The sequence below is a fragment of the Chryseobacterium sp. WG14 genome (assembly GCF_024586945.1).
GTDB lineage: Bacteria > Bacteroidota > Bacteroidia > Flavobacteriales > Weeksellaceae > Chryseobacterium.
In genome coordinates, this window is the sequence record NZ_JALCZD010000003.1 from 224,722 (window position 1) to 244,452 (window position 19,731).

The following is a 19,731-nucleotide window of genomic DNA, read 5'->3' on the forward strand; positions in this document are numbered from 1 at the left end:
ATTGCATAAAAATAATGTCATAAGAAAGTTTTTTATTACTTTTGATCAGAATATAAACTAGTATTCATCCTCCTTGAGACAGGAGATATTAACTTCTTAATAATACTAATTGTTTACTTAATGAAAATAATCGCTGTCATTCCTGCCCGATATGAAGCAAGCCGCTTTCCGGGAAAATTAATGCAGAATTTAGGAGAGAAAACCGTTATTACAACAACCTATCAGAATGTTGTGGAGACAGGTCTGTTTGATGAGGTATTTGTTGCTACGGATTCTGAAACTATCCTTGATGAAATTGTAACAAATGGAGGAAAAGCTGTGATGACAGGGCCACATGAGACGGGGAGTGACCGTATTGCAGAAGCAGTACAGAATATTGATTGCGATATTGTAATCAATGTCCAGGGTGATGAACCTTTCCTAAAACTGGAACCTTTACAGCAATTGATCGAGGTCTTTAAAAATGATAATCAACATGAAATCTCATTAGCATCCTTAAAAATAAAATTACTTGAAAAAGAGGAAATTGAAAATCCCAATAATGTAAAAGTAATTACTGATAATAAGGGTTTTGCTTTGTATTTCAGCCGCTCTGTAATTCCTTTTCACAGAGAAATTTCTTATCACGTAGATTATTTTAAACATATCGGAGTGTATGCATTTCGGAAAGAAGCGTTACTGCAGTTTTCAAAACTGGAGATGAAGCCTCTTGAAATATCAGAAAAAATTGAATGTATTCGTTATCTTGAATACGGAATGAAGATCAAGATGATAGAAACCAACTTCATTGGAGTAGGCATTGATACTCCTGAAGATCTGGAAAAAGCGAGAAAATTAATTTAAAATTTGAGAATCGAGCCATTTGAAAATGAATAAACAAAACCGGTAGGTTAGTGAATTACCACTGAGCTGATTCACTTTCTCTGCTTTATTAGGCTTCTTGTTTTTTCGGCCAAATCCCCTTATATTTGAATTTATAAATAAAATTAATGAAGAAATTACTTTTTGTATTTGCCCTGATATTCTCGCATTTTTCTTTTGCACAGACCGCAAAAGAAATTATAGATAAAAACATTGAATTGTCCGGAGGATTAACCAATTGGAAACTTTTAAACTCAGTGTTGCTTCAGGGAAAAGTAGTTTTGGGAATTAAAGATGAATATGCGATAAAAATTTATCAACAACGCCCAAACCTTACCAAAACAGTGATTACCATTAATGGAAAAGATACTGCCATTGAAGGGTTTGACGGAAATAAAGGGTATGCAATGAACTATGCTACCAATAAACTTCAGGAATATCCTGAATATGTTTCTGAAAGTTTTGATAATGATTTCATTGATTGGGAAAGCAAAGGTTTCGATGCTAAATACCTGGGGAAAGAAAAAGTAGGAGAGATCTACTGTCATAAAGTTGAGCTTACAAAGAATGTCAATAAGAATATGTACTATTTTGATACAAAAACTTATATGCTTTTAAAAGAAGTAAAAAAAGATGAAACAATGGTATATTCCGATTATAAAAAAGTAGGAAACCTTACAATGCCATTCAGAATAGAATCTTCAAGTTCTAAAAAAGACGGAGATTATGTGATGTTACTTAATAAAATTGATATCAACAAAGTCTTTCCTGCCAATATTTTTAAGTTTTAAATTAACGCAGTTTAGCTGCAAAAAAATCTATAAAAAATGAAAAATATTTTTTTACTAATGCTTTCTTTTATAGCATTTCTGCAAAGCTGCACGAATCAAAAAAGCGAACTGTCTCAAGCTAAAACCAAAGAACTTATGGGAAAAACAATATATGACTTCAAAGTAGAAAGCCTTGATGGCAAAGAAATCAACTTTGCAGATTTTAAAGGCAAGAAAATCCTTATTGTCAATACAGCCTCAGAATGTGGCTTTACTCCACAGTATGCAGATCTGGAAAAAGTATATGAGCAGTACAAAGATAAATTGGTAATAGTAGGTTTTCCTGCCAATAATTTTGGAGGTCAGGAGCCGGGTACTAATACGGAAATAGGAGCTTTCTGTCAGAAAAATTATGGAGTAACTTTCCCATTGGCAGCAAAAGTTTCCGTAAAAGGAGATGATACAGCGCCTATCTTTAAATATTTAACAGAGAAAGAATTAAACGGAGTGAAAAATACAAGCATTCTTTGGAACTTTACAAAATTCTTAGTTGATGAAAATGGAAAGTTGATAGACACTTTTGTAAGTACTACAAAACCTACGGATGATGCTATTACAAAGTATCTGAAATAAAAAAATATAAATTGTATATTGAAAAAAGTGGATGTTGGATCCACTTTTTTTATTAATTAATAATAAGCTAACAGATCCTGCAAACTTGTGATGGTGTATGGCAAATTTTTTTAATGGATGTTTTAAAATAAACCTTATCTCTCAGTTATCAACCGCTAACTTTCTACCACCTTTTCTGCAAAGCAGAAAATATTCCCAAGCTTTATGCTGGAGTAGCCGTTGCTTTTTATTTTGGAAGAATTAATCATTGCTTTTGCTAAAATATTTGTAGGTAAGGGCTTCTGGCTTTCCAATAATCCAAGTTTATTCGCGAACTTGATAATACGGCTTCCTAAAACTTCTCCCGTTCTTTCAGAATCTTTTCTTTCAAGCATACCGGGTTTAAAAATAGTTATTTTATTGAAATGCAGTTGTTTTACAGCTTCTTCAAGCTCACCTTTCATTTTGGAATAGAAAATTTTAGATGTTGGACTGGCACCATAAGCAGAGACCAGAATATAATCTTCCACTTCATTTGCTTTAGCTATTTTTGCAAAATTATACTGATAATCAAAATCAACTTTCTTCTGCGCTTCCTTGCTTCCGGCATCTTTTAAAGTAGTTCCCAGACAGGAAAATGCTACATCACCTTTTACCATATCCTGCCACTCTTCAGGCTTTTCAAAGTTAACAACATGAACTTTTAGCCGCTCATTCTGAATATCAACAGGTTTTCTTACAAAAATATCTACTTCCTCAAAATCTTTATCATTAAGTAACTGATTGACTAAATCCTTTCCTGTAGCGCCTGTAGCACCGATTACTAAAGCTTTCATAACAATGGGGTTTGATGTAGTGATATTTTCTTTCTTAAATTTACTAAATTTGAATTAAAGATTAAAAGATTAAAAGATTAAAAGATTAAAAGATTAAAAGATTAAAAGATTAAAAGATTAAAAGATTAAAAGATTAAAAGATTAAAAGATTAAAAGATTAAAAGATCTTTGCTAGACATCTACATCCAATACCTATAACTCCCATGAATGCCAACGAAATTTTAGATTATTGCCTTGCTAAAAAAGCTGTTACGGAAAGCTTTCCATTTGATAATGAAACCCTTGTGCTAAAAGTAGATACTAAAATGTTTCTGCTGATGGGCCTCGAAAGACAGCCGTTGTCCATTAATGTAAAAACAGATCCTGAATGGAGTGCAGAGCTTCGTGAGCAATATCCTCAGATTACAGGGGCTTATCATATGAATAAAACTCACTGGAATTCTGTTTTAGTAGATGGATTAAAGAGAGATCTTATACTGAAACTGATCGATCAGTCTTATGAACTGGTATTTAAATCTTTAACAAAGAAGGCTCAGAATGTAATTAATGAGTCTTTATGAGATGAAAAATAGGGTGTTTTATGCGCTTTTAAGGCATGCGTTTTGTTGCCTGTTTCCTATAGTTAAAAATAATTCACAAAATAAATTTAAATGAGAAAAAATCTTACATTACTAATGACTGCAGGAGTCTTATCTGTTACATTATTCAGCTGTAATAAGAGGGATAAGAAACTTCTTTCTGAGAATACTGAGGCAAAATCTGAAGAATCAAATCCATCTGATAATCAGGAAAATTTAAAACTAGAATTTACAGGTACGGATAATTTTACTATTAAAAACCCAAAATTGAAGGTGAGTTTATATGGTCATGATCCGCTGTTAGCTGATGCTCCGGCTACATTAATTACAGAAAAAGAATACGAGCAAACATCAGTTCCTTTTACGATTGATCTGCCCGTACCTAAAGATGCTGCAAGCCGCATTGATCCCAAAGCTGCAGGAAGTATGAAATATTATGTCTCAATAGAATGGGATTCTGACGGAAATGGCAAAGCAGGTGAAAAAAGAGATATCTATATAGACCATGATAAAGAATTTCCCAATGTAAAATTGAATGGTGAACTACAAAAGGTCTATTTAAAAATACTAAAATAAAATCTATTGACGAGCTGTTTCATGCATAATGTGTGAAACAGTTTTTATTTAAAAATTAAATTCTTCTGTTAATCTTTTATCCTCATCCAGTCTTTCAATAAGTTTTTCCAGTCCTTCAAACTTGATCTCATCATGAAGGAAATCTCTGAACCTGACGGTAATTTTCTCATCATAAATATCATCATCAAAATTGAGAATGTATACTTCAACGGTTAGTTTGTCTCCGTTTACTGTAGGATTGGTTCCAATGCTCAACATCCCTTTATATTGATTTCCTTTTACTTCAACTTCAACAATATAAGCTCCTTTTTTAGGTAATAGCTTAATTGATTCTGTATCGATATTGGCTGTTGGATAACCAATGGTTCTTCCGATCTTTTTCCCATGAACTACAGTTCCGGAAACAGAGTAGGAGTATCCCAGCATTTCATTGGCTTCTTTAATATTTCCGGTTAAAAGAGCATTACGTACTTTAGTTGAACTGATATTATTTTCGTGAATATTGATCGCTTCCATTTGCTCAACCTCAAAATCCAGTTCTTTAGATAGTTTTTGAAGCAATTCAAAATTTCCGCTTTTATTCTTCCCAAAAGAATGGTCATAGCCTATAATCAGGTACTTTACATTGAGCTTATCAATTAAAATCTGACGCACAAACTCTTCACCTGTTAGGTTTCTGAACTCTTCATCAAATTCTTTCAGAAATAAATGGGCAATACCATATTTTTCAATAAGCTGCTTCTTTTCTTCCAAAGTATTCAGAAGTTTTAAATCTTCATTGGGGTTAAAAATAAACCTGGGATGTGGCCAAAAAGTAAGAATTGCTGTCTCCAGATTGTTTTCTGTACCTATTGTTATCAACTCATCAATAATGCTTTTATGCCCAAGATGTACCCCGTCAAACATACCTAAAGACAATGCTAAAGGCTTTTGAGAAGAATAATCTGTAAAATTTTTGAAAACTTTCAAAACGGAAAAATTTTGACTGCAAATATAGAAATAATGTGCCAATGTATCAATATAACAGTGTATCAATTATTTCAATGATAAATATTGTTGCATTGGGAAAATATTATCTTCCTACATTACTGAAAAAGCATGATAAAAATCTTTTTTTTACCAATTGTGGGTTTATGAAGAATCACTATATTTGCACCAAGAAAAAATTTAGCAATGGCAAACCAAATTAAAGGTAAAATTTCTCAAATTATTGGTCCGGTAATCGACGTTGTCTTCGCAGATGTGGAATCTGTTCCTAGCATCTATGACGCGTTAGAAATTACAAAAGAAAACGGTGAAAAAGTAGTTTTAGAGGTAGAACAACATATTGGCGAAGATACAGTAAGATGTATCGCAATGGACGCTACTGATGGTCTTAAGAGAGGGCAAGAAGTAATTGGATACGGAAATCCTATTACTATGCCAATCGGAGAGGCTGTAAACGGAAGACTATTCAACGTTGTTGGTGATGCTATCGACGGACTTCAGAATATTTCTAAAGAGGGAGGACTTCCAATTCACAGAGAAGCTCCAAAATTTGATCAACTTTCAACTTCTGCAGAAGTTTTATTTACAGGTATTAAAGTAATCGACTTAGTGGAGCCTTACGCAAAAGGAGGTAAAATTGGTTTGTTCGGTGGTGCCGGTGTAGGTAAAACAGTATTGATCCAGGAGTTGATTAACAATATTGCAAAAGGACACGGAGGTCTTTCAGTTTTTGCCGGAGTAGGTGAAAGAACGAGAGAAGGAAATGACCTTTTAAGAGAGATGCTGGAATCAGGAATTATCAAGTATGGTGATGATTTCATGCACTCTATGGAAAATGGAGGTTGGGATCTTTCTAAAGTAGACTTAGAAGCTATGAAAGAATCTAAAGCGGCATTCGTTTTCGGACAAATGAACGAGCCACCAGGTGCAAGAGCTAGAGTAGCACTTTCTGGTCTTACATTGGCTGAGTATTATAGAGATGGTGGTGAAAGCGGACAAGGTAGAGATGTACTTTTCTTCGTAGATAACATCTTCCGTTTTACACAAGCTGGTTCTGAGGTATCTGCACTTCTTGGTCGTATGCCATCAGCGGTAGGTTACCAACCAACTCTTGCTTCTGAAATGGGAGCGATGCAGGAAAGAATTACTTCCACTAAAAATGGTTCAATTACTTCAGTACAGGCGGTATACGTACCTGCGGATGACTTAACTGACCCGGCTCCTGCAACTACGTTTGCTCACTTGGATGCAACAACGGTACTTGACAGAAAGATTGCTTCATTAGGTATTTACCCAGCGGTAGATCCTCTAGCTTCTACTTCAAGAATCCTTTCTCCGGAAGTTATTGGTCACGAACATTATGACTGTGCTCAAAGAGTAAAAGAAATTCTTCAAAGATACAAAGCGCTTCAGGATATCATTGCTATCCTTGGTATGGAAGAACTTTCTGAAGAAGATAAATCTGTAGTTTACCGTGCAAGAAAAGTTCAGAGATTCTTATCTCAGCCTTTCCACGTAGCAGAACAGTTTACAGGTATTCCTGGATCATTGGTAGATATCAAAGATACAATCAAAGGTTTCAACATGATTATGGATGGTGAATTAGATCACTTACCAGAAGCTGCTTTCAACTTGAAAGGAACCATCGAAGAAGCTATCGAAGCAGGACAAAAAATGTTAGCTGAAAACGCTTAATAATTAGACATAAGATTTTTAGACATGAGATGAGAGACATATAATGTTTGTCAAAAATCTTTTAATCTTCAATCTTTTAATCTTTTAATCTAAATTAAATGAATATAAAAATTTTGACACCAGAATACGTAGTTTTTGAAGGAGAAGTAAACTCAGTATTGTTGCCTGGAAAAAATGGTGAATTTCACATCATGCAAAACCACGCAGGAATTGTTTCTTCTTTAATCGGTGGTAAAGTGAAGCTTTTTGCTAATTCAATTGATGAAGCTTTTGCTAAAAACTTTACTAAAGAAAATGAGAAAGACTCTGTTTTTTCTTATTCTATCAAAAGCGGTGTTGTAGAATTTAATCATAATAAAGGAATTATCCTTTGTGAATAATTAAATGAAAAGCTAAATATATTTTCAAGAAAGTGTAACTTTGTGTTACACTTTTTTTATTTTATGTAAAAGGCTGGTTCTATGAAGAAAAGTATCATTATATTCTTTACGCTTCTGGGAGTTTTCCTCAATGCCCAGAATATTAAAACCAAAAGAGGAATTATTAACTTAGACGGAATTCCGGTAGCAAAACTCTCCAATAAATCCAATAATTATACCTTTATGGATTTAAAGGAAACACCGCTATATACGATAAAATTTATTGATAAAAGTATCGTTGACTCGGTGAGAGACAGCTACATAGAAATTAATAGGGTGTATAACAGGGATAAAGTAATAGAACTGGATTATATTTCACCGTCGGCATTTTCCGGGGAAGAAAAATCTGCCGTCTACACCTCTGTGAAGGGGCTTAAAATAATTGATAATAAAGGAATCAATGTAAAAAATCTTGATGAACTGTTTTCGAACATGCCTAAAAGAAAGCTGGACAGTAAAACAAAAGAAGCTTATACCATCAGGAAAAAGATTGATAAACTGAATATTGAGGTCAATAAAGTAGGCGAAATCCTAAGCAATGGTGTTCCGGTGGGATATTTTACCAATTTACCTGTAAGTTTTGGTTCAGACGATACGATCATGGATAAAACTTTTATAGATATTGAGATTTATGATGCCAAAAGTAAATATATCGGACGGTATATTACAACCACAAAACAATTGAAAAGTGCTGGTGGTAAGTCTTTTACAATTTATAAGGAAATGTCGGGCAGAGCTTCTATCTTAAAATTTCCAACTTATAAGGCACTTGCAGAACGCATGGCTATTATGGATCCCAATTTTATTAAAACTCAGGAAAAAGTATCCGTTGGCCCTGTTGTAAAAGATACAGCTAATTAAAAACTTTCAATGGAAAAGGTTCTTATCGTAAGATAGGCTTGGTTTGCAAAATCCGTGAGCGTATTACCTTCAATAAAAATTAAACTTCATCCAAAATCTACCACAGTCTTTGTCATTCCGCAGGAATCTCAACGTTGTTAATTTAGAAATACAATCTGGATTCCTCCTGAATGACAAACTGAGCGCTTTTATCGTATAAAGGATTTGCTTGATCCGCAAAGCCTGCGCGCGTATTGTCTTCAATAAAAATTAAACTTCATCCAAAATCTACCACAATCATTGTCATTCCGCAGGAATCTCAACGTTGTTAATATAAAAATACAATCTGGATTCCTCCGGAATGACAAACTGAGCGCTTTTATCGTATAAAGGATTTGCTTGATCCGCAAAGCCTGCGCGTATTGTCTTCAATAAAAATTAAACTTCATCCAAAATCTACCACAATCTTTGTCATTCCGCAGGAATCTCAACGTTGTTAATATAAAAATACAATCTGGATTCCTCAGGAATGACAAACTGAGCGCTTTTATCATATAATAAAAAGGATTTGCTCGATCCGCAAAGCCTGCGAGCATATGATCTTTCAATAAAAATTAAACTTCATCCAAAATCTACCATAATCTTTGTCATTCCGTAGGAATCTCAACGTTGTTAATATAAAAATATAATCTGGATTCCTCCTGAATGACAAACTAAATGTTTTTATCATATAATAAAAAAATCGGCAAAATCTACAAAAGTTGTATTCAATAGAAATGGGCTTTAGCCCATTCGTTCATCAATAATTTCAAAAATTAATTGGCTTTAGCCAAAACCTAATATAGAGAAGTATTCTATAAATGCATAAAAGAATGGTGCAGACTTTTCCGTACCGTTTTCACCTTTAAAAAAAAAATCATTTTTATACCTTAAATTGAAAAATCTATGGAATTTTCAAATCCCTGAGAAAAAACTGAAATTTTATAAACTCAAAATGACCCCGTTTTCTTTTAATTGCTGCATTGGTTTTGAGAACCAGAAAAGCTCAAAATCCTCAAAATTTTCTTCAAACTGATTCTTAAGTTGTTGAGCTGTAATCTTTTTCGAACTTTCTATAGAGTTCTCATGCAATACATTCAGTAACCAGTCAGCTTTCTCTTGCTCCAGCTCGACCTTCACGATATTGGTTTTTAAGTGGAATGTAATTAATGTGTACGTACCAGAATATTTCTTTTTTGTTTTTACGCGATTCTCAGCGATTACATTTTTGGTTAAAAACACAATTTTTGAGTTTCCTTTAAAAGAGAATGAATCATCTTCTAAAAGACAGTCATGAATATGGTCAGGATGAATTGTTGTTCTTGGAATTTTAAAATCGAACCATTCCTGAAGGGGAATTTCAAAATTAATTCCATGCATATAATTGAAGAGGGATTTTTTTAATCCAAAGCTGAATTTATTATGATCGATTCCTGTTTTATCTTTAAAGTCGATGTCATTGTTTGCGAATAGAATTTCCTGTTTTACCGGAATAACTCCGAAATCTTCGGGATTGATTCCTACAGGTGAATGGGCAGTCATGGCAAACTGATGCCAGAATCCACTTTGAAGAATTCCCATTTCAAACATTTGACGAATCATCTCCAGTGAGTCTATTGTTTCCTGAACAGTTTGGGTAGGGTAGCCATACATCAGATAGGCATGAACCATAATTCCTGCTTCGGTAAAATTTTTCGTTACTTTGGCCACCTGCTCCACAGAAACTCCTTTATCAATTAATTTTAACAATCGATCACTAGCCACCTCAAGTCCTCCTGAAACGGCAACGCATCCAGATAATTTTAAAAGATAGCATAAATCACTGGTAAAGCTTTTTTCAAAACGGATATTGGTCCACCATGTTACGACAAGATTTCTTCTGAGAATTTCCAGTGCAACTTCTCTCATCAAAGCTGGAGGTGCTGCTTCATCTACAAAATGAAAACCTGTTTCACCGGTTGTTTTGATGAGTTCTTCCATTCTGTCTACCAAAATTTTGGCAGAGATAGGTTCATAGATTTTAATATAATCTAAGGAAATATCACAGAAGGTACATTTACCCCAATAACATCCATGAGCCATGGTCAGTTTGTTCCATCTGCCGTCACTCCATAAGCTGTGCATGGGATTGGCAATTTCAATAACGGAAATATACTGGTCTAATTTTAAATCTGTATAGTCCGGAGTACCAATTTCAGCCTGCTTATAATCGTGTCTTTTGGAATTGTTTTTATATGCAACTTCCTGATTTTCAATTAAAAAAGTTCTTTTATATTCAAATTCTCCTACAGGATGCAATACGTTTTGACAAAGTAATTCAATAGGAAGTTCACCGTCATCCAAGGTGATAAAATCAAAGAATTCAAAAACTCTCTGATCTTTAACCTCTCTTAATTCTGTATTGGGAAAACCTCCTCCCATAGCTATTTTAATGTGAGGAAAGTTCTTTTTAATAAACTGAGCACACTTAAAAGCCGAGTACAAATTTCCGGGAAAAGGGATTGAAAAACAAACCAGTTTAGGCTGTATATTTTCTATTTCATCCTGGAGAATTTTCAATGTAAAATCATCAATAAATGTTTGTGGACCGGCTAATTTTGAATACAGCTCGTCAAAAGAATTGGCACTTTTCCCAAGGCGTTCTGCATATCTGCTGAATCCGAAATCAGGATCATTATTTTCAATGATATAGTCTGAAATATCTTCCAGGTATAAGGTGGCCAAATGTTTGGCTTTATCCTGTAAACCCATGTTTCCGAAAGCAAAATCCATATCATCCAGTTGGTTGAAACGGGAAGCTTCAGGCAGAAAATTCATGCTGCAGATCTGTCTGGCTAATGTTGGATTTTTACCCTGTAAAAAAGAAATTACCTGGTCAATGGTTTTTAAATACTCTTCTCTTAAAGCAAATATTCTCTGTGTATTTTCAGTAGAAATCTGAAGATCAATATTTTTCTCAAAAACCTTTTGAAGCCCGTCTCTAGAGAACAATTCTAAAATAACATCAATACCCAGATCAAGCTGATAGCTGGAAATATTTTTGGTGTTCAAAAATCCTTTGATATAAGCTGTTGCGGGATAAGGAGTATTGAGTTGGGTAAAAGGTGGGGTGATAAGAAGCAGATCTTTCAACAGAAAATTTTTGCAAAGTTATAAGTTTTAAATCTAAAAGAGCAAAGATTTTTACTGATTATTTGACGAAAAATTATAAAAGTGTTTTCAAAAGCCTTATTGATAGTAATGATTATGTTGCCAATGATAATAGGTCCATCCTATACCAAATAATCCGGGATATGTTTCAATATCGAGATAATCTCCTTTTCCAAATTGATTATAAGTTTTACGTTTTACATTGATTACATCAGGTTTTGTATATTCTTTTAGATAGTAGGAACGCAAATATTCATAATCATTTTTATATTTTACAATTTTAGATTTTCTGGTAAGAATTTCATATTTCTTATTTTGAATAGTGAGGAATGTTTTGGTGGGATTATGATGATCAGTTGTTGGATTCATTTTTTCTTTCGGAATCGTCATAAACTGATAGTTTGTAATTTCAGAATAACCATCCGAATCTGTTTTTTCTTCTGTAGAAATGGCTTTATCAGTAATTAAGTATCCTTTCGATAATGGTTTGGAAAAGTCAAAGGATACATTAAATGCTAAGAAAAAGAGGATAGAATAGAAACTCATGGTCTGTAAGATACTTTGAGAGTTCTTTGACATATCTTTATCTTTCGATTTTATATAAAGCCCTGCTATTACCGGTAAAGAGAATAAAACTAGCTGGGTCATTAAACTGAAATGATACAGTTCAAAGATTTTCCAGGCTATAAAAATATATAAAACAGGTGTGGTAAGAAATAGAAGTTTATAATAAATTGACTGATCGATATTTTTCCTATCTGTGTCATTCATAAAAAACCTGATCCAGGGAATACAGAAAATGATCACACATAGAAATCTAAACTGCAACGATACCGGCTCCGAAAACAATAAAACTAAACATAAGAATATTCTAGTAATAAAAGAAAAAATGATCTTTTGAATAATTTGCATAGTATGAACTTGTTTAAACTTTTTATTTAATCACAAATCGAAGATTATCTCCTTTCAGTCGATGAATGTTATTTCGATGTAGTCAAAAGTCACAAAGTTTTTTGAACACTTAAGTTTAATAAAGCTTTGAAAATAGGCCCACTAAGGCTCACGTAAGTTTTAAAAAAGTCAAAGATTTTTTGCTTAAGTGTACTTTTTATTTTCATTCAGTTTAAACTTAAAATAAACTAAAGTGTTTATAGCTTTTCACTCAGCTTTTGTGACTCAATTTTTAATTAGTTTAAACAGGCTTTATATTACCCATCAATTGTTGAGTAAATATAATATAAAAATTTTTGTAATGACATAAGTAATTATCAGCAAGCCACTTTAGGCCGTGCATTGATTAATTTTCGACTTCCTGTTGCCGGCAATCACATTAAGGGTAACTGCTAAAAGAATCAGCGTAATACCGATGAACAGATTAGTTGTGAACTTTTCATGAAATATCAGTACACTTACCATTACGGCAACTACAGGTTCCAAAGCGCCAAGTATTGCCGTGGGAGTGGATCCTATGTATTTAATGGCGTATACCAGGCATAAGCTGGAAATAACGGTAGTGAGAAAAGCAAAAATGAGAAAATTAAAAAATAGAGATAGGGAAGGTATCGTTAAAGATCCTCCCTCCAAACCTGTCTTTGTCATAAAAAACAGAGATGTGATAAGCATGGAATAAAAAGACAGCTTAAATCCGGAAACCTTGAGATCTGATTTATTAACAATAACCATATATAATGCATAAAAAAGAGAACTCAGCATGACAACTCCCAATCCTGTAAAGTTGATGTCCAGTCCGTTTCCTTTTAAACATAAAACAATAACGCCTGCAAAAGCAAACAGCAATGATACTATAGACAGCCTGTTGAGTTTTTCCTTATAGAAAAAGAACATAATCAAAGCTACAATAACAGGATAAATAAATAAAACAGTAGAAGCGATACCTGGGGTAAGAAAGTCGTAGCCTAAAAATAAAAACTCCGAAGACAAAGCATAGCAGATTCCCAGAACAGCTAATATCAACAATTCTTTCTTATTGATTTTAAAACTCTCTTTAGAATAGAGGAGATATCCACCTACCAGTAAAGCAGAAAAGAGGAACCTGTAAAATAAGGTTACATCTACTGAAAAATGCGCCTGCTTGATGGGCAGAATAAAAATAGGAATCAATCCATAGGAAACAGCAGACAGCGTTCCCAACATATATCCTCTGAGTTTCATTTCGTTTGTATAGCTTTTATAGTTTTTAAATAAAAAACCACTGAATCAATCAGTGGTTTTTGTATGTTTATGATTAAATCGGTTTAAAACTTAATCCCTGTTCCTGCAGTAAGAGCTGTTCCTGCTCTTTATAGTAACCACTTACTAATTTATCATGAATAGCTTCAAATGCTGCGAGAGTTTCATTAATCTCTGCATCCGTATGAGATGCTGTAGGAATTAATCTTAAAAGAATCATTCCTTTTGGAATTACAGGATATACAACAACAGATGTAAAAATACCGTAATTTTCTCTTAAATCTTTAACCAATAGAGTTGCTTCTACCGGGGTTCCCTGCATCATAACCGGAGTTACACACGTATTGGTATCACCGATATTAAACCCTCTTTCTTTAAGACCACTCTGCAATTTTTCAACATTCTCCCAAAGTTTTGCTTTGATCTCGGGTCTTGATCTCAATAGTTCCAATCTTTTTAAACCTCCGATTACCATTGGCATGGTAAGAGATTTAGCGAAAATTTGAGACCTTAAGTTAAATTTCAGATATCTGATGATTTCTTTATCACCCGCAAGGAATGCTCCGAAACCTGCCATTGATTTTGCGAACGTAGAGAAGTATACATCGATCTGATCATTACAGTCCTGCTCTTCGCCTACTCCTGCACCTGTTTTACCAAGCGTTCCGAATCCGTGGGCATCATCTACTAAGAGTCTGAACTTATATTTTGATTTAAGATCACAAATCTCTTTGATTTTTCCTTGCTGCCCTCTCATCCCGAAAACTCCTTCAGTAATTACTAAAATACCACCTCCGGTTTCTTCAGCAACTTTGGTAGCTCTTTGAAGGTTTTTTTCAAGGCTCTCTATATCGTTATGTCTGTAGGTAAATCTTTTACCTGAATGAAGTCTTACTCCATCCACGATGCACGCATGAGAATCCATATCATAAACAATGACATCATTTCTGCTTACCAAAGCATCAATGGTAGATACCATTCCCTGGTAACCGAAGTTTAATAAATATGCTGATTCTTTTTGTACAAAATCTGCCAATTCTCTTTCCAATTGAAGATGCTGTTCTGTCTCTCCGGACATCGCCCTTGCTCCCATAGGGTAAAACATTCCATATTCTGCAGCTGCATTGGCATCCGCTTCCTTCACTTCAGGATGGTTACAAAGACCTAAATAGTCATTGGCACTCCAGAAAATTACTTCTCTACCCTGAAATTGCATTCTCGGACCAATGGGGCCCTCCAATCTTGGGAAAATAAAATAGCCTTCACCATAATCTGCAAATTGTCCAAGAGGTCCTGGATTTTCTTTTATTCTTTCAAAAATATCCAACATTATATCGTGATTTTTAAGTAAAAAAGCCTTTGTTGTAGAACACGCAAAAGGCTTGATTTATATTGTGATTATATATTATTATTTGATAAACTCTGTCTTGAAGACTTCATCGTAATTGTGAACACAATTATTAACAAATCCCTGCTCAGCCATCCATTTATCACTGTACACCTTTGTAATATATCTTGAACCGTGATCAGGATAAATCAAGACAATGATATCATCCTTCGTTAGTTCGTGAGATTGGGCATATTGTATTAACCCCTGCGTTACGGCTCCGGTAGTATAACCTCCCATGATGGCCTCTTTTAAAGCAATTTCGCGGGTTCTGTATGCAGCCATTTCATCATTTACTCTTACAAACTCATCTACTTTATCAAAAAGAAGGGCAGAAGGAATTAAATTTTTTCCCATACCTTCAATTTGATAAGGATGAACATCTTCCTTATGGATTTCTCCCGTCTCATGATAGCTTTTTAATATAGATCCATCTGCATCCACCCCAATAATTTTAATATCCGGATTCTTCTCTTTCAAAAATTTAGCGGAACCTGACAGGGTACCACCTGTTCCTGTACATGCAAAAAGGTGAGTGACCTTACCTTCTGTCTGTTCCCAAATTTCAGGACCCGTAGTCTGATAGTGGGCATCAATATTCAGTTCATTAAAGTACTGATTGATATAAATAGAATTAGGGGTTTCCTGAGCGATTCTCTTAGCTACTTCATAGTATGATCTCGGATCATCCGCTGCTACATTAGCCGGACATATATATACAGTTGCTCCTAATGCTTTTAGATAAGCAATCTTTTCAGGTTTCGTTTTGTCGCTTACTGCGAGAATACATTTATATCCTTTGATGATACATACCATTGCAATAGAAAATCCGGTATTTCCGGAAGTAGTTTCTACAACTACAGAATCTTCTTTTAATAAACCTCTCTGCTCTGCATTTTCTATAATATGTAGTGCAATTCTATCTTTGGTGGAATGTCCAGGATTATATGATTCTAACTTGGCATAAACGGTTGCTGGAATATCTTTTGTGACGGTATTTAGCTTCACCATAGGAGTATGTCCTATCAGGCCAAGAATATTATCGTAAACATTACTCATTACTTGTTATTTTCAATAAAAATCTGACTGCAAAAATACAAAAAAATAAATAATTACTAAACTTTTGTTTGATTTCTAGAGGTCAATTTTAGAAAACTTATTTTCTCATTTACAGTTTTAGCAGGTGTATGATCGCAAATTCTACGCCAAATTTTTAAATTTTGTTAAAAACAATATAAAATAATATAAAAGCCTTATTTTCGCATAATTGATTTAATACTATGAAAAATTGGACTTTTAGGCAATGGAACACCGCTTTAGGATGGGTGATTTTCGTCATTGCGTTTTTTACGTACTTGTCCACGATAGAACCCAATTTCAGTTTTTGGGATTGTGGAGAGTACATTTCTTCAGCAGTAAAACTTGAAGTAACGCATGCTCCGGGAGCAGCTTTATTCCAGATTGTGGGTGCCGTGGCAGCCATTTTTGCATTAGGAAAAGGCGAAAATTATTCTATCGTAATTAATGCGATGTCTGCATTGTTCAGTGCACTGACTATTTTATTTTTGTTTTGGACCATTACACATTTTGTAAGAAGACTCTTAAACAAAGACTTTGAAGAGATTACCAAACATCAGGAAATCTCTATTTTATTTGCTGGAGCAATAGGAGCACTCTGCTTTACGTTCTCAGATACCTTTTGGTTTTCTGCAGTAGAAGGAGAGGTATACTCAATGGCTTCCATGTTTATCGCACTTTTGGTCTGGTTGATCACAAAATGGGAGAATGAGTATAAAGCTGCTGACAGTGAGAGATGGATCATCCTTATTTTCTTTATTTTAGGTCTTTCTGTTGGGGTACACATGATGTGTATGCTGGCTATTCCTGCAGTATGCCTTGTATACTATGCAAGAAATTATAAGTTTACCTGGAAAAACTTTATCTGGGCAAACCTTATTACCCTGGGAATTTTGATTATTGTCTTCAAAATTATTTTCCCTTTAATTATGACCATGTTCGGAAGACTGGAGATTTTCTTCGTAAACGGGCTGGGACTTCCTTTCCACTCAGGAACTATTGTTGCATTTATCCTAATGGTAGCGATCTGCTATTTTATTATTAAATATGCCAGAAGAGCAAAGAAAAATGTATACCAGACGGCAGCTTTATCTGTGGTTTTCATGATGATAGGATTTTCTTGCTGGATGGTTATTCCAATCAGAGCAAATGCTAATCCACCTATGAACCTTAATGATCCTGATACAGCTATTGGTATGTTGGATTATTACAACAGAGAACAGTATGGTGACTGGCCAACGATCTACGGACAAAACTATACGGCATTTCTTGATGCTAACGGAATCGAGAAAAATGAAGACGGAAGTTTTAAAACAACGAAAACCGGGGAAATCTACGAAAAAGATGAAAAAACCGGAACGTATAGAAAAACCGGAGACCGTTTCAATTATGTATTCAATAAGTCTCAGATAAGCTTAATGCCAAGAATGTTCAGTGAAGATAAAGATGTAATGGCGAATTATATTGCCATGTACGGAGCTCCTGATTTTACATTCAATTATGGCAATGAAGATGTTGCAGATAACCCACAGGCTAAGCAGATCTTCGATGAGATGAGAACGAAATATGAAGATAAATCAATTACTGCGGCAGATTATCTGAAGGTAAAACCATATAACCTGATCAATGTTCAAAAGCCTTCATTACTCCAGAATATGGATTATTTCATTTCTTTCCAGAACGGATATTACTTTGTAAGATACCTGATGTGGAACTTTGTAGGAAGACAGAATGATCTTGAAGGAAACATGGAAAGTACAAAAGGAAACTGGATTTCAGGTATTCCTTTTATCGATAATGCATTGGTAGGAAATCAGGATAAAATGCCTGCTAAGTTTAAAAATGAAAGTACCGTAGCATTTTTCTTCCTTCCATTGATTTTAGGTTTGATTGGATTCTTTTTCCAACTGAACCGTGATTTCGGAAGATTCTATGCCTTATTATCTTTATTTATTTTAACCAGTGTAGGAATTGTTTTCTATACAGGAGTAAAACCTTTTGAGCCTAGAGAAAGAGATTATGCAATGGTAGGTTCTTTCTATGCTTTCGCGATCTGGATAGGATTGGGAGCAGGTGCTATTCTGTGGTTCTTACAATCCAAAATAAAATCTAACGGTGCTAATATTGCTTTAGGAGTTGTTTTATTGGGAGTACCATTTATGATGGGCTTCCAGAACTATAATGTTCATGACAGAAGCAATAGATATACAGCGTATGACTATGCTTATTCTGTATTAAAATCACTGCCTAAGAACGATATCCTGTTCGTATATGGAGATAATGATACTTACCCGGTTTGGGCAATTCAGGAAACTGAAAGATTCAGAGATGATGTAAAAGTAGTTAACTTTACCCTTGCTTCAACACCATGGAACTTAGATCAGGTGAAAAGAAGAACGTATAATGCAATGGGTATCCCAAGTCAGTTAACACATGATGATTACAGAGACGGTGTCAATGACCAGATCTATATGATGAAGAAAGAAGATTGGGAAGGGGTTTTCTCTATGTTGAAAGAACAGGGCGCTCCTGAAACGGAATTCCAGTCATTCAAAAAATATCTTACTCAGGATTCTTTAACATTGAAGCAGGCTATTGAGTTCATTAAATTCAAGTCTCCTGAAAAAGATCAGCTTTTAAAAATGTATTTCGGAGAAGAAAAATATGAAAAATATAATATTCTTCCGGTTAATAAATTTATCCTTCCTGTCAACAAAGAAAATGCTTTGAAAGCAGGAATCATCAACCCGGAAGATCTTCCGAATGTAGCGAATCAGATTATGATCACTTACAAAGGAAACACGCTTTATAAGAACAACCTGATTCTTCTGGACCTGTTGGCAAACTTCGACTGGAAACGTCCGATCAATTTCTCCTCAGGAGGAATCTATGACAGCGAAAATATTTTCTACCTAAATGAATATCTTCAGTTTGACGGATTCAGTTACAGGCTAATACCAATTCATACGCCTCAAACTCCGGATGGAGATATGGGAAGAGTAGATGCCAACTCATTGTATAATGTAGTGAAAAACTTCAGATGGGGGAATTTCAAAAATTTAAATACCCACTTTGACGAGACAGCTACATCCAATATTATCAGCTACAGAATGTCAGCAAGCAGAGCAGCTTCAGCACTTGCATTGAATAATCAGAAAGCAAAAGCATTGGAAATTCTTGATCTTGCAGCCAAAGAAATCCCTGCAGAAAAATATAATGATCCCCGTTCCCTAAGTTCAATTGTATCAGGATACATTATTGCAGGTCAGGAGCAGAAAGGTCTTCAGCTGGCAGAAGTGCTTAAGAAAGGAATCTTTGAAGAATATGATTATTATTTAAGCCTTTCTAAAGCAGATCAGAGCTATCTGAGAAGACAGATGAGAACAAAACCTATGGAATATTCTCTTATTGTTTCTGCAGTTACAGATGCTTATACAAGAATAGGTCAGAAAGAAAAAGCATATGCTTATCTGGTAAAATCCATTGAACCGATTGATAAGAAATTCAATGTTTTTGTAAAAGAACTTCAGCAGATGGGTAAAGACAAAGCAATGAAGGAATCTGAAAATGTTCAGCAGATCACACCATTCTATCAGTATTTATTTGATATCATGGAACCTTTTGATTCTACGTATTCAAAAGAAAAAGAAAATCAGATTACTACTGCAATTATCAAGGTAACACAATAAAATACTTTAAAAACGGAACTTCGGT

Annotated in this window: 16 protein-coding genes; 9 read left to right on the forward strand and 7 right to left on the reverse strand. The window is 34.4% G+C overall.

The annotated features are described in order from the left end of the window. Positions 1–120: 120 nt before the first annotated feature. The 3 genes from kdsB to MP478_RS07070 all read left to right on the forward strand — a co-directional run bounded on the left by kdsB (position 121) and on the right by MP478_RS07070 (position 2,264). Complete coding sequence (gene kdsB, locus MP478_RS07060) at positions 121–843, forward strand: 3-deoxy-manno-octulosonate cytidylyltransferase (RefSeq protein ID WP_230035453.1); 723 nt, start codon at positions 121–123, stop codon at positions 841–843. Between the two features lie 146 nt (positions 844–989). Further along, complete coding sequence (locus MP478_RS07065; protein WP_257200024.1) at positions 990–1,652, forward strand: histidine kinase; 663 nt, start codon at positions 990–992, stop codon at positions 1,650–1,652. Between the two features lie 36 nt (positions 1,653–1,688). Continuing rightward, on the forward strand, positions 1,689–2,264 hold the full coding sequence (locus tag MP478_RS07070) for a glutathione peroxidase (RefSeq protein ID WP_230035457.1): 576 nt from the start codon (positions 1,689–1,691) through the stop codon (positions 2,262–2,264). 155 nt (positions 2,265–2,419) lie between these two features. Here MP478_RS07070 and MP478_RS07075 read toward each other — a convergent pair whose 3' ends face one another. After that, a complete protein-coding gene (locus tag MP478_RS07075) occupies positions 2,420–3,079 on the reverse strand; it encodes an NAD(P)H-binding protein (RefSeq protein WP_230035459.1) in 660 nt (219 codons plus the stop codon). Between the two features lie 203 nt (positions 3,080–3,282). Between MP478_RS07075 and MP478_RS07080 the strand changes: the two genes are divergently transcribed. After that, entirely contained in the window at positions 3,283–3,639 is a 357-nt protein-coding gene (locus MP478_RS07080; protein ID WP_230035461.1) for an MmcQ/YjbR family DNA-binding protein, read from the forward strand. A gap of 90 nt (positions 3,640–3,729) precedes the next feature. After that, positions 3,730–4,233: a YbaY family lipoprotein gene (locus MP478_RS07085; RefSeq protein ID WP_257200025.1), complete on the forward strand. Its 504-nt coding sequence runs from the start codon at positions 3,730–3,732 to the stop codon at positions 4,231–4,233. Positions 4,234–4,281: 48 nt separating this feature from the next. Here MP478_RS07085 and MP478_RS07090 read toward each other — a convergent pair whose 3' ends face one another. Beyond that, on the reverse strand, positions 4,282–5,202 hold the full coding sequence (locus MP478_RS07090; RefSeq protein WP_257188912.1) for a bifunctional riboflavin kinase/FAD synthetase: 921 nt from the start codon (positions 5,200–5,202) through the stop codon (positions 4,282–4,284). Positions 5,203–5,406: 204 nt separating this feature from the next. Between MP478_RS07090 and atpD the strand changes: the two genes are divergently transcribed. The 3 genes from atpD (at position 5,407) to MP478_RS07105 (ending at position 8,195) form a co-directional block, all read left to right on the forward strand. Further along, positions 5,407–6,915 carry a F0F1 ATP synthase subunit beta gene (gene atpD, locus MP478_RS07095; protein WP_257200026.1) on the forward strand — a complete coding sequence of 503 codons (1,509 nt, stop codon included), beginning with the start codon at positions 5,407–5,409 and terminating at the stop codon, positions 6,913–6,915. A gap of 98 nt (positions 6,916–7,013) precedes the next feature. Further along, a complete protein-coding gene (locus MP478_RS07100) occupies positions 7,014–7,295 on the forward strand; it encodes a F0F1 ATP synthase subunit epsilon (protein WP_230035469.1) in 282 nt (93 codons plus the stop codon). A gap of 81 nt (positions 7,296–7,376) precedes the next feature. Then, positions 7,377–8,195 (forward strand): hypothetical protein, encoded by an 819-nt coding sequence (locus tag MP478_RS07105; RefSeq protein WP_230035471.1) that lies wholly within the window; start codon positions 7,377–7,379, stop codon positions 8,193–8,195. Positions 8,196–9,155: 960 nt separating this feature from the next. Here the strand turns inward: MP478_RS07105 and MP478_RS07110 are convergent. The 5 genes from MP478_RS07110 to MP478_RS07130 form a co-directional block, all read right to left on the reverse strand. Continuing rightward, complete coding sequence (locus MP478_RS07110) at positions 9,156–11,345, reverse strand: radical SAM protein (RefSeq protein WP_257200027.1); 2,190 nt, start codon at positions 11,343–11,345, stop codon at positions 9,156–9,158. Positions 11,346–11,441: 96 nt separating this feature from the next. Continuing rightward, positions 11,442–12,134: a hypothetical protein gene (locus tag MP478_RS07115; protein WP_257200028.1), complete on the reverse strand. Its 693-nt coding sequence runs from the start codon at positions 12,132–12,134 to the stop codon at positions 11,442–11,444. Between the two features lie 510 nt (positions 12,135–12,644). Beyond that, the gene (locus tag MP478_RS07120; RefSeq protein WP_257200029.1) at positions 12,645–13,535 is read right to left on the reverse strand and encodes a DMT family transporter; all 891 of its coding nucleotides are present in this window, start codon (positions 13,533–13,535) and stop codon (positions 12,645–12,647) included. A gap of 73 nt (positions 13,536–13,608) precedes the next feature. Further along, a complete protein-coding gene (locus MP478_RS07125; protein WP_257189048.1) occupies positions 13,609–14,880 on the reverse strand; it encodes a pyridoxal phosphate-dependent aminotransferase family protein in 1,272 nt (423 codons plus the stop codon). A gap of 81 nt (positions 14,881–14,961) precedes the next feature. Continuing rightward, positions 14,962–15,999, reverse strand: coding sequence for a PLP-dependent cysteine synthase family protein (locus tag MP478_RS07130; protein WP_257188908.1), 1,038 nt, complete (start codon positions 15,997–15,999; stop codon positions 14,962–14,964). A 221-nt stretch (positions 16,000–16,220) separates the two neighbouring features. On the opposite strand from MP478_RS07130, the gene MP478_RS07135 reads away from it, so the two are divergent. Further along, a complete protein-coding gene (locus MP478_RS07135) occupies positions 16,221–19,706 on the forward strand; it encodes a DUF2723 domain-containing protein (RefSeq protein ID WP_257200030.1) in 3,486 nt (1,161 codons plus the stop codon). Positions 19,707–19,731: the final 25 nt, after the last annotated feature.

What these genes read in the sequence shown, in the direction of transcription:
- MP478_RS07065 (WP_257200024.1), top strand. Translation starts at nt 990, where the DNA reads ATGAAGAAATTACTTTTTGTATTTGCCCTGATATTCTCGCATTTTTCT.
- MP478_RS07120 (WP_257200029.1), bottom strand. Translation starts at nt 13,535, where the DNA reads ATGAAACTCAGAGGATATATGTTGGGAACGCTGTCTGCTGTTTCCTAT.
- MP478_RS07100 (WP_230035469.1), top strand. Translation starts at nt 7,014, where the DNA reads ATGAATATAAAAATTTTGACACCAGAATACGTAGTTTTTGAAGGAGAA.
- MP478_RS07135 (WP_257200030.1), top strand. Translation starts at nt 16,221, where the DNA reads ATGAAAAATTGGACTTTTAGGCAATGGAACACCGCTTTAGGATGGGTG.
- MP478_RS07085 (WP_257200025.1), top strand. Translation starts at nt 3,730, where the DNA reads ATGAGAAAAAATCTTACATTACTAATGACTGCAGGAGTCTTATCTGTT.
- MP478_RS07130 (WP_257188908.1), bottom strand. Translation starts at nt 15,999, where the DNA reads ATGAGTAATGTTTACGATAATATTCTTGGCCTGATAGGACATACTCCT.
- MP478_RS07080 (WP_230035461.1), top strand. Translation starts at nt 3,283, where the DNA reads ATGAATGCCAACGAAATTTTAGATTATTGCCTTGCTAAAAAAGCTGTT.
- MP478_RS07075 (WP_230035459.1), bottom strand. Translation starts at nt 3,079, where the DNA reads ATGAAAGCTTTAGTAATCGGTGCTACAGGCGCTACAGGAAAGGATTTA.
- MP478_RS07115 (WP_257200028.1), bottom strand. Translation starts at nt 12,134, where the DNA reads ATGAATGACACAGATAGGAAAAATATCGATCAGTCAATTTATTATAAA.
- MP478_RS07105 (WP_230035471.1), top strand. Translation starts at nt 7,377, where the DNA reads ATGAAGAAAAGTATCATTATATTCTTTACGCTTCTGGGAGTTTTCCTC.
- atpD (WP_257200026.1), top strand. Translation starts at nt 5,407, where the DNA reads ATGGCAAACCAAATTAAAGGTAAAATTTCTCAAATTATTGGTCCGGTA.
- MP478_RS07070 (WP_230035457.1), top strand. Translation starts at nt 1,689, where the DNA reads ATGAAAAATATTTTTTTACTAATGCTTTCTTTTATAGCATTTCTGCAA.
- kdsB (WP_230035453.1), top strand. Translation starts at nt 121, where the DNA reads ATGAAAATAATCGCTGTCATTCCTGCCCGATATGAAGCAAGCCGCTTT.